This is a genomic window from Candidatus Methylomirabilota bacterium (assembly GCA_035260325.1).
Taxonomy (GTDB): domain Bacteria; phylum Methylomirabilota; class Methylomirabilia; order Rokubacteriales; family CSP1-6; genus AR19.
The window spans coordinates 1-8,562 of the sequence record DATFVL010000117.1 but is presented as its reverse complement, the minus strand read 5'-3'; the positions used below and the strand labels follow the sequence as shown (position 1 = coordinate 8,562).

General features: G+C 71.5%; 6 protein-coding genes. All 6 read left to right on the top strand.

The genetic code is table 11. The annotated features are described in order from the left end of the window. Window positions 1–1,678, top strand: a 1,678-nt coding sequence (locus tag VKG64_07990) for a recombinase RecA (protein ID HKB24981.1), incomplete at its 5' end; no start/stop codon positions are given. Between the two features lie 9 nt (window positions 1,679–1,687). Further along, complete coding sequence (locus VKG64_07985; protein HKB24980.1) at window positions 1,688–2,845, top strand: type IV pilus twitching motility protein PilT; 1,158 nt, start codon at window positions 1,688–1,690, stop codon at window positions 2,843–2,845. Between the two features lie 92 nt (window positions 2,846–2,937). Further along, complete coding sequence (locus tag VKG64_07980; GenBank protein HKB24979.1) at window positions 2,938–3,330, top strand: RecX family transcriptional regulator; 393 nt, start codon at window positions 2,938–2,940, stop codon at window positions 3,328–3,330. A 55-nt stretch (window positions 3,331–3,385) separates the two neighbouring features. Further along, entirely contained in the window at window positions 3,386–6,067 is a 2,682-nt protein-coding gene (alaS, locus tag VKG64_07975) for an alanine--tRNA ligase (protein ID HKB24978.1), read from the top strand. 29 nt (window positions 6,068–6,096) lie between these two features. Beyond that, window positions 6,097–7,434, top strand: coding sequence for an ATP-binding protein (locus tag VKG64_07970; protein ID HKB24977.1), 1,338 nt, complete (start codon window positions 6,097–6,099; stop codon window positions 7,432–7,434). Window positions 7,435–7,442: 8 nt separating this feature from the next. Continuing rightward, complete coding sequence (locus VKG64_07965; protein HKB24976.1) at window positions 7,443–8,483, top strand: MBL fold metallo-hydrolase; 1,041 nt, start codon at window positions 7,443–7,445, stop codon at window positions 8,481–8,483. Window positions 8,484–8,562: the final 79 nt, after the last annotated feature.

Genomic DNA, 8,562 nt, shown 5'->3' with positions numbered 1-8,562 from the left:
CCGCTCCAACGCGGTGGACGTCATCGTCATCGACTCCGTCGCGGCGCTCGTGCCGCGGGCCGAGCTCGACGGCGACATGGGCGACTCGCTGCCGGGCCTCCAGGCGCGCCTCATGTCGCAGGCCCTGCGCAAGCTCACCGCCGCCATCTCGCGCTCGGGCGCCATCGTCATCTTCATCAACCAGATCCGCGAGAAGATAGGGGTAATGTTTGGATGTCTGCACTACAACACGCGGGTCAGGCTCGCCGACGGGACGAGCATGAAGATCGGCAAGATCGTCAACCAGCGCCTGCCCCTCGAGGTGCTCTCCTGGGACCCGACGACCGGCAAGGTCGAGCCCCGCCGCATCGTCAGCTGGTTCGACAACGGCCGCACCGACCATTTCGTGCAGTTCGAGGTGGAAGGCGGTCGGGCAGGGCGACGGCACTTCGCGGCGACCGAGAGCCACGTCATATTCACGCCAAACGGGCCGGCCCGCGCCGGCGACCTCTCGGTCGGCGGCGACGTCCTCGTGTCGGTCAAGGATTACGAGCTGACCGACGACCAATGGCAGGTCATCCTCGGCGGCAGCTTCGGTGACGGCTCGGTGCGCAGGGTCGGTACCCACGCCGCACACTTCCGGGTCGGCCACGGCGACGCGCAGAAGGACTACCTCCGCTGGAAGCACGAGATGCTCGCGCCGTTCGCCGGCGCTATCAGGCGGACCGGCAACGGCTGGGGCTTCGATACCGTGGCGATGCCGGCGCTCGCCGAGCTCCGCGCTGAGTACTACGGAGAGGGCCGGGAGCGTCGGGCCACGAATCGGATCCTCGATCGTCTGGATGCCCGGGCGCTCGCGGTATGGTATGGCGACGACGGCTCGTTCGCGGGCTCCTACGCCCGCTGGGGCAAGGGCAAGGCCGTCATCTATAACACGGCGCTCAGCGGCGAGTCGCGCGCACGGGTTGTGGCGCTCCCCGAGCGGCTCGGAATCGGGCGGCCGCGCGACGACGGTCGCGGGTTCTGGTTCAGCTCCGAGCAGAGCGCCCGGCTCCATGCCCTCATCGCGCCATACCTTCACCCCTCGCTCGACTACAAGCTCCACCCGAGCCAGCGGGGCCGCTTCGCCTGGCACGCGCCGCTCGAGACGGCAGAGCTCGCGCAGCGCGAGCGCCTGCGGGTGGTGCCGGCGCGGATTCTCAGGAAGTACGTGAAGCCGCAGTCGCGGTCCACGCACCGCTTCGACCTCGAGATCGAGGGTCACCATACGTATCTCGCCGATGGCGTCGTCGTCCACAACTCGCCCGAAACAACGACGGGCGGGCGCGCGCTCAAGTTCTACGCGTCGATCCGCATGGACATCCGGCGGCAGGACGCGATCAAGCAGGGCACGGAGTCGCTCGGGGTGCGCACGAAGGTCAAGGTCGTGAAGAACAAGCTGGCGCCGCCGTTCCGCGAGGCGGAATTCGACGTCATCTACGGCGAGGGCATCTCGAAGGCCGGCGCCATCCTCGACGCGGGCGTGGAGCAGTCGATCATCGAGAAGTCGGGCACCTGGTACACGTACAAGAACGAGCGGATCGGACAGGGGCGCGAGAACGCGAAGAAGTGGCTGCAGGAGAACGCGGCGGTCCTCGCCGACCTGGAAGCGAAAATCCGAGAGGCGCTCGGGCTCCGCCCGGTCACGCCCCTCAGGTAGGAGTCCCTCATGCCGATCGACCTCGACAAGCTCCTGGTCTCCGGCGTCGAACGCGGCGCGTCGGACCTGCACCTGAAGCCCGGCGCGCCGCCGATCCTCCGGATCCACGGACGGCTCGTGCCGCAGTCCGACCTCGGCGTGATCACGGCCGACGAGATGGACGCGATCGCGAAGAAGTGCCTGCACGAGCGCTACTACGCCCAGCTCCACGACGGCAAGGAAGTGGACAGCGCGTACGCCGTGCCGAACTTCGGCCGCTTCCGCGTGAACATGTTCCTGTCGCTCGGCGTCGTCCGCGCCGTCCTCCGCTCGATCCCCTCGCGGAAGCCGAAGTTCGAGGAGCTCGGGCTGCCGGTCGTCCTCGAGCAGCTCGGCATGGAGCGGCGCGGGCTCATCCTCGTCACGGGCATCACCGGCTCCGGTAAGTCCACGACGCTCGCGGCGATGATCGACTTCATCAACCGGACGCGGAACGACCACATCGTCACGATCGAGGACCCGATCGAGTTCACGCACGAGGACATCAACTGCGTGGTCAGCCAGCGCGAGGTCGGCCACGACACCTCGAGCTTCGCCACCGCGCTCCGGGCCGCCCTCCGCGAGGACCCGGACGTCATCCTCGTGGGCGAGATGCGCGACCCCGAGACCATGTCGGTCGCGCTCCACGCGGCGGAGACCGGCCACCTCGTCTTCTCGACCCTGCACACGCTGAACGCGACGGAGACGGTCAACCGTATCGTCGGCACGTTCCCGCCCCACCAGGAGCAGCAGATCCGCGACCAGCTGGCGGCGGTCGTCGTCGGCATCATCTCGCAGCGGCTCATCCCGAAGATCGGGGGCGAGGGGCGCATCCCCGCCGTCGAGGTGCTCGTCGGGACGGGCGTCATCAAGGATTGCATCCGCGACGCGAAGCGCACGCCCGAGATCCCGGTGTTCATCGCGCAGGGCCAGTCGCAGTACGGGATGCAGACCTTCGACCAGTGCCTGCTCAGGCTCTACCGCGAGGGCATGATCTCGTACGAAACGGCGCGCGAGGCGGCGACCAACGCCGACGACTTCGACCTGAAGGTGCGCGGCATCTTCTCCGCGGGCGAGGCGTCGTTCGAGCAGAAGAAGGACGAGAAGCCGGTCACGACGCCGGCCGGCACGTCCTTCTTCAAGCGATAAGCGCGCCCAGGAAGGCCCTCGACGCCCGGGCCGCGCGCCTCGCCGCGGCCGATCTCCTCTCCCGTCGCGCGTGGACCGCGCGCGAGCTCGCCGTGCGTCTCGCGCGCCGCGGCGCCCCGAAGGACGTCGCGGCCGCGGTGGTGGCCGAGCTCGCCGGCCGCGGCCACGTGGACGACGCCGCGTTCGCCCGCCACTGGGTCCAGACGCGCGCCGCGCGCGGCTACGGCGCCGCGCGCCTCCGCGCCGAGCTCCGCGCCCGCGGCGTCGCCGCGGCGCTCGCGGACGCGGCGCTCGCGACCCTCGAGGGCGAGGACCAGCTCGCCCAGGCGCGTGCCCTCGCGCGGCGCCGGCTCCCGGCGCTCCGCCGCGCAGCGCCCGAGCGCGCGGCGGCGCGCCTGCGCGACCAGCTCCTCCGGCGCGGCTTCGCGGCGGGGATCGTCGCGCGCGTGGTGCGGGAGGCGGTTGGCGTCGCGCCCGACGAATGAGCCCCCGCGCGCGCACCGAAAGGCCCGGAGAGCCGATGGTACAATTGGCCTTCCTATGACCGGCGCCGAGCTCCGCGCGAAATTCCTCAGGTACTTCGAGGCGCAGGGCCACACGCGCGTGCGCTCGTCCTCGCTCGTGCCCGGCGACGACCCGACGCTCCTCTTCACCAACTCCGGCATGGTCCAGTTCAAGTCCGTCTTCCTCGGCGAGGAGCGGCGCGACTACGTGCGCGCCACGAGCTGCCAGAAGTGCGTGCGCGCGGGCGGCAAGCACAACGACCTCGAGAACGTCGGGCGCACGGCGCGCCATCACACGTTCTTCGAGATGCTCGGCAACTTCTCGTTCGGCGATTACTTCAAGGCCGACGCGATCAAGTTCGCGTGGGAGTTCCTGACGCGCGACCTCGGCCTCGACCCGCGCCGGCTCAAGGCGACCGTTTTCACCGACGACGACGAGGCGCACGCGCTGTGGAAGAAGATCGCCGGGCTCCGCGACGACGACGTCCTCCGGCTCGGCGAGAAGGACAACTTCTGGGCGATGGGCGACACGGGGCCGTGCGGCCCGTGCTCGGAGATCCACTTCCACCAGGGCGATCACATCCCGTGCCCGGAGGCCGCCGCGGGCCGGCCGTGCCTCGGGCCCGCCTGCGAATGCGACCGCTGGCTCGAGATCTGGAACCTCGTCTTCATGCAGTTCGATCGCGACGCGAGCGGCGCGATGACGCCGCTGCCGCGGCCGTCCATCGACACCGGCATGGGGCTCGAGCGCGTCGCCGCGGTCCTGCAGGGCAAGAGGTCGGACTACGACACGGACCTGTTCGCGCCCCTGATCGAGCGCGTCTCGGCCCTCGCCCGCAAGCCCTACCGCGCACGCGAGCAGGACGACATCTCCATGCAGGTGATCGCCGACCACGCGCGGACGACCGCGTTCCTCATCGCCGACGGCGTCATGCCCTCGAACGAGTGGCGCGGCTACGTCCTCCGGCGCATCATGCGCCGCGCGATGCGCCACGGGCGCATGCTCGGCCTCACCGAGCCATTCCTCTGGCGGACGGTGGAGTGGGTCGCCGAGCTCATGCGGGACGCCTATCCCGAGCTCGGGACCGAGCGCCGGCGCATCGAGGAGACCGTCCGCGACGAGGAGGAGCGCTTCGCCGAAACGCTCGACACGGGGATGGGGAAGATCCGCGACTGGCTCGACGCCCACGCGGGCACGGGCGCGCGGGTGGTGGACGGCCGCTTCCTGTTCACCCTCTACGACACTTACGGCTTCCCGATGGACCTCGCCGCGGAAGTCTTCGAGGACGCCGGCTGGCGCGTGACCGACGAGACGCGCGCCGCGGCCGAAGCCGAGATGGAGGCGCAGCGCGAGCGGGCGCGCGCGGGCGCCGCGTTCGGGGGCCAGGAGACCGAGGCGGGGGCGGTCTACCAGCGCCTCGGCGCCGAGCTCCCGCCCGTGGAGTTCGTCGGCTACGACACGCTCACCGCGCCGGCGCGCATCCTCGCGATCGTGGACCCGGCCGACGGCGGCGTCCGGCGCGTGCGTGAGGCTGCCGAGGGCGCCGAGGTCGAGATGATCCTCGACCGCACGCCGGCGTACGCCGAGTCGGGCGGCCAGGTGGGTGACACGGGGACGCTCGCGGGCCGCGCCGGGCGCGGGCGGATCCTCGACACTTACTACCGCGGCCCGAAGCTCATCGTCCACCGCGTCCGCGTCGTCCAGGGCGGGTTCCACGAGAACGAGGACGTCGCGGTGAGCGTCGAGACGCCGCGGCGCCAGGGGCTGCGCCAGCACCACACGGGGACGCACCTGCTCCACGCGGCGCTGCGGAGGGTGCTGGGCACGCACGTGACCCAGGCGGGCTCGCTCGTGGCGCCCGACCACCTGCGCTTCGACTTCTCGCACGGAAGCCAGGTGAAGGACCGCGAGCTCGCGCAGATCGAGGAGCTGGTGAACGAGCAGGTCCAGGCGAACACGCCCGTCACGCGTCAGGAGATGAGCCTCGACGAGGCGCTCCGGCTGGGCGCCCTGGCGCTCTTCGGCGAGAAGTACGGTGACCGCGTGCGCGTCATCAAGATCGGCGACTTCTCGACCGAGCTCTGCGGCGGCACCCACCTCGACCAGACGGGCGAGATTGGCCTCCTCAAGGTCCAGATGGAGGGCGCCGTGGCCTCGGGGGTCCGGCGCATCGAGGCCGTCGCCGGCCCGGCGGCCCTCGAGGCCGTCGCGAAGAAGGAAGCGGCGCTCCGCGAGGCGGCCGAGATCCTCAAGATCGCGCCGCTCGAGGTGCCGCGGCGCCTCCAGAAGCTCCTCGAGGAGCAGAAGGCCCTCGAGAAGCAGCTCGAGACGCTCGAGGCGCGCGCGGCCCGCTCGCGGGCGGAGGAGCTCGTCGCGTCGGCGCGCCAGGTCAACGGCGTCGCCGTGATCGCTGCGCGCGTGGACGGGCTCGACGCGGAAGGTCTCCGCTCGGTCGCCGACACGCTCCGCGAGCGCCTGGGCTCAGGCGTCGTGTGCGTCGCCAGCGTCGTCGACGGCAAGGTGAACCTCGTCGCCGCCGTCACGAAGGACCTGACCAAGCGCGTCCAGGCCGGCAAGCTCGTCCAGGAGGTCGCCGCGGCGGTCGGCGGCCGCGGCGGCGGCCGGCCCGACCTCGCCCAGGGCGGCGGCCCCGAGCCCGACAAACTCGACGCGGCCCTCGCGCGCGTCTACGACCTGGTCGCCCGCGCCCCCGCCTAGGCCGCCCAAAACGGTTTAGAATACCGGCGATGAGCCGCCCGACGCCGCGCGCGAAGCGGCGCGCCCCGCGCTCCGATCCCCCGGCCGACGGCCGCCAGCGGTCGCGCGACCATTCGGACGTCAGCGCCCACCTCGAGATCCTCCGCACAGTCGCCGAGACGGTCAGCCGCACGCTCGACGTCCGCGACGTCCTGCGCACGGCGCTCGAGGCCCTCACGCACGTCACCGGCCACGAGATCGCGAGCCTGCACCTGCTCTCGTCCGACGGCAAGACGCTCGAGCTCGAGGGCGAGCGGGGAATGTCGGCGCGGCTGCGTGAGGTCAACCGGCGCCTGCCGGTGGGCGAGGGGCTGATCGGCCGGGTCGCCAAGACGGGCCGGTCCACGCAGTCCGAGAACGTCTTCCGGGCCCCTAACCTGTTCCCGCCGGCGAAGGCGGCGGTCCGGCTCGACCAGATCCGCGGCTTCGTCTGCGTCCCGATCCGCTGCCGCGGCCGGATCCTCGGCACGCTCTCGCTCGGCCGTCAGACCCCCGACCGGTTCGACGTCCACGAGATCTCGCTCGTCAAGGCGACGGCCTACCAGATCGGCCTGGCGCTCGACAACGCGCGGCTCTTCGAGGAGACGGTGCGCCAGCTCGACGAGCTCAAGCGCGCGCACGCGCAGCTCATCCACGCCGAGAAGCTGTCGGCGGTCGGCGAGCTCGCCTCCGGCGTCGCCCACGAGATCAACAACCCGCTGACGACGATCCTCGGCCAGGTGCACCTGCTGCTCACGCACCCGGACGTGACGCCGCACTTCAACGAGCGCCTCAAGATCGTCGCCGAGGAGGCCTCGCGCGCGGCGAAGATCGTCCAGAACCTGCTCCTGTTCGCGCGCCAGTACACGCCCGAGCGGCGGCCGTGCTCGCTGCCCGACCAGGCGAAGCGCGTGCTCGACCTGAAGGGCTACCAGCTCCAGCAGGACAGCATCCGCGTGGTGACCGAGTTCAGGGCGAGCCCCCTCGTGCTGGGCGACGAAAACCAGCTCCAGCAGGTGCTGCTGAACCTCGTCCAGAATGCGCACTACGCGATGGCGAAGCGCCCCGGGCCGCGGGTGCTCACCGTCCGGACGTGGCCCAACGGCGTCACCGTCTGCCTCGAGGTGCGTGACACGGGCCCGGGCATTCCCTCGGAGGTCATGCCGCGGATCTTCGACCCCTTCTTCACGACCAAGCCGCCCGGCGAGGGCAGCGGGCTCGGACTCTCGGTGTCCTACGGGATCATCACCGAGCTGGGGGGTACCCTCCAGGTCCACAACCGGCCCGAGGGCGGCGCGTCGTTCATCCTCGAGCTGCCCGCGGTGGACCAGAAAGCGCGATCGAAGTAGCGCGGTTGGTGGCCCGCCGCTCCGCGCTCCTGTTCCCGGCACTCGCGCTGGCCCTGACCTCGTGCGCCGGCGCCGGGGCGCCCGTGCCCGGCGCGCCCCCGCACCACCGCGAGCGAGGCTTCGCCAACACGAACCCGGCCTACGCGCCCGCGGGGGCGTGGACGCGGCTCACCTTCTTCGTCGGGCGCGTCTGGGCCTCGACGTTCTCACCGCGCACCGCCAATCTCGCCGTCATCGCGAGCGACCTGGCGACGATCCGCGGGCCCGCCGGCGCCGACACGGTGACCTGGGTCGGCCACGCGACGCTGCTGGTCCAGCTCGACGGCGTCAACGTCCTCACCGACCCGCACTGGTCGGCGCGCGCGAGCCCCGTCGGCTTCGCGGGGCCCAAGCGCGTGACTCCGCCGGGGCTCCGCTTCGAGGACCTGCCGCCGATCCATGTCGTGATCATCTCGCACGACCACTACGACCACCTCGACGACGCGACGGTCCGGCGGCTCGCCGCGACCCACCGGCCCCACTTCCTGGTGCCGCTCGGGATCAAGGCCTGGCTCGCCCAGCGCGGCATCACCGACGTCGAGGAGCTCGACTGGTGGGACGGCCGGACGGTGCGCGGGCTCACCTTCACGTGCGTGCCCGCGCAGCACTTCTCCGGGCGCGGCCTCTTCGACAGGAACCGCCGCCTCTGGAGCGGCTTCACGGTCGCCGGCCGGTCGAAGCGCCTCTACTTCGCCGGGGACACGGCCTACTACGACGGGCTCAAGGAGATCGGCGCGCGGCTCGGCCCCTTCGACCTCGCCGCGATCCCGATCGGCGCCTACCTGCCGGCCACGATCATGAAGCCGAGCCACACGTCGCCCGAGGAGGCGCTGCGGGTGCTCGCCGACGTCCGCGGCCGGCGCATCGTCCCGATCCACTGGGGCACCTTCGACCTCGCCGAGGAGCCGATCGAGGAGCCGCCCAAGCGCCTCGAGGCGGAGGCGCGCCGGCTCGGCCTCGACGCCGAGCGCCTGTGGATCCTGAAGCACGGCGAGACGCGACGCTGGTGACGGGCCGTAGGCCGGGTGTGAGCTGCTCCTCGACCACGACGGCTATCGTTCACGCACCTTCGGCTTACCGGCGCGTGGC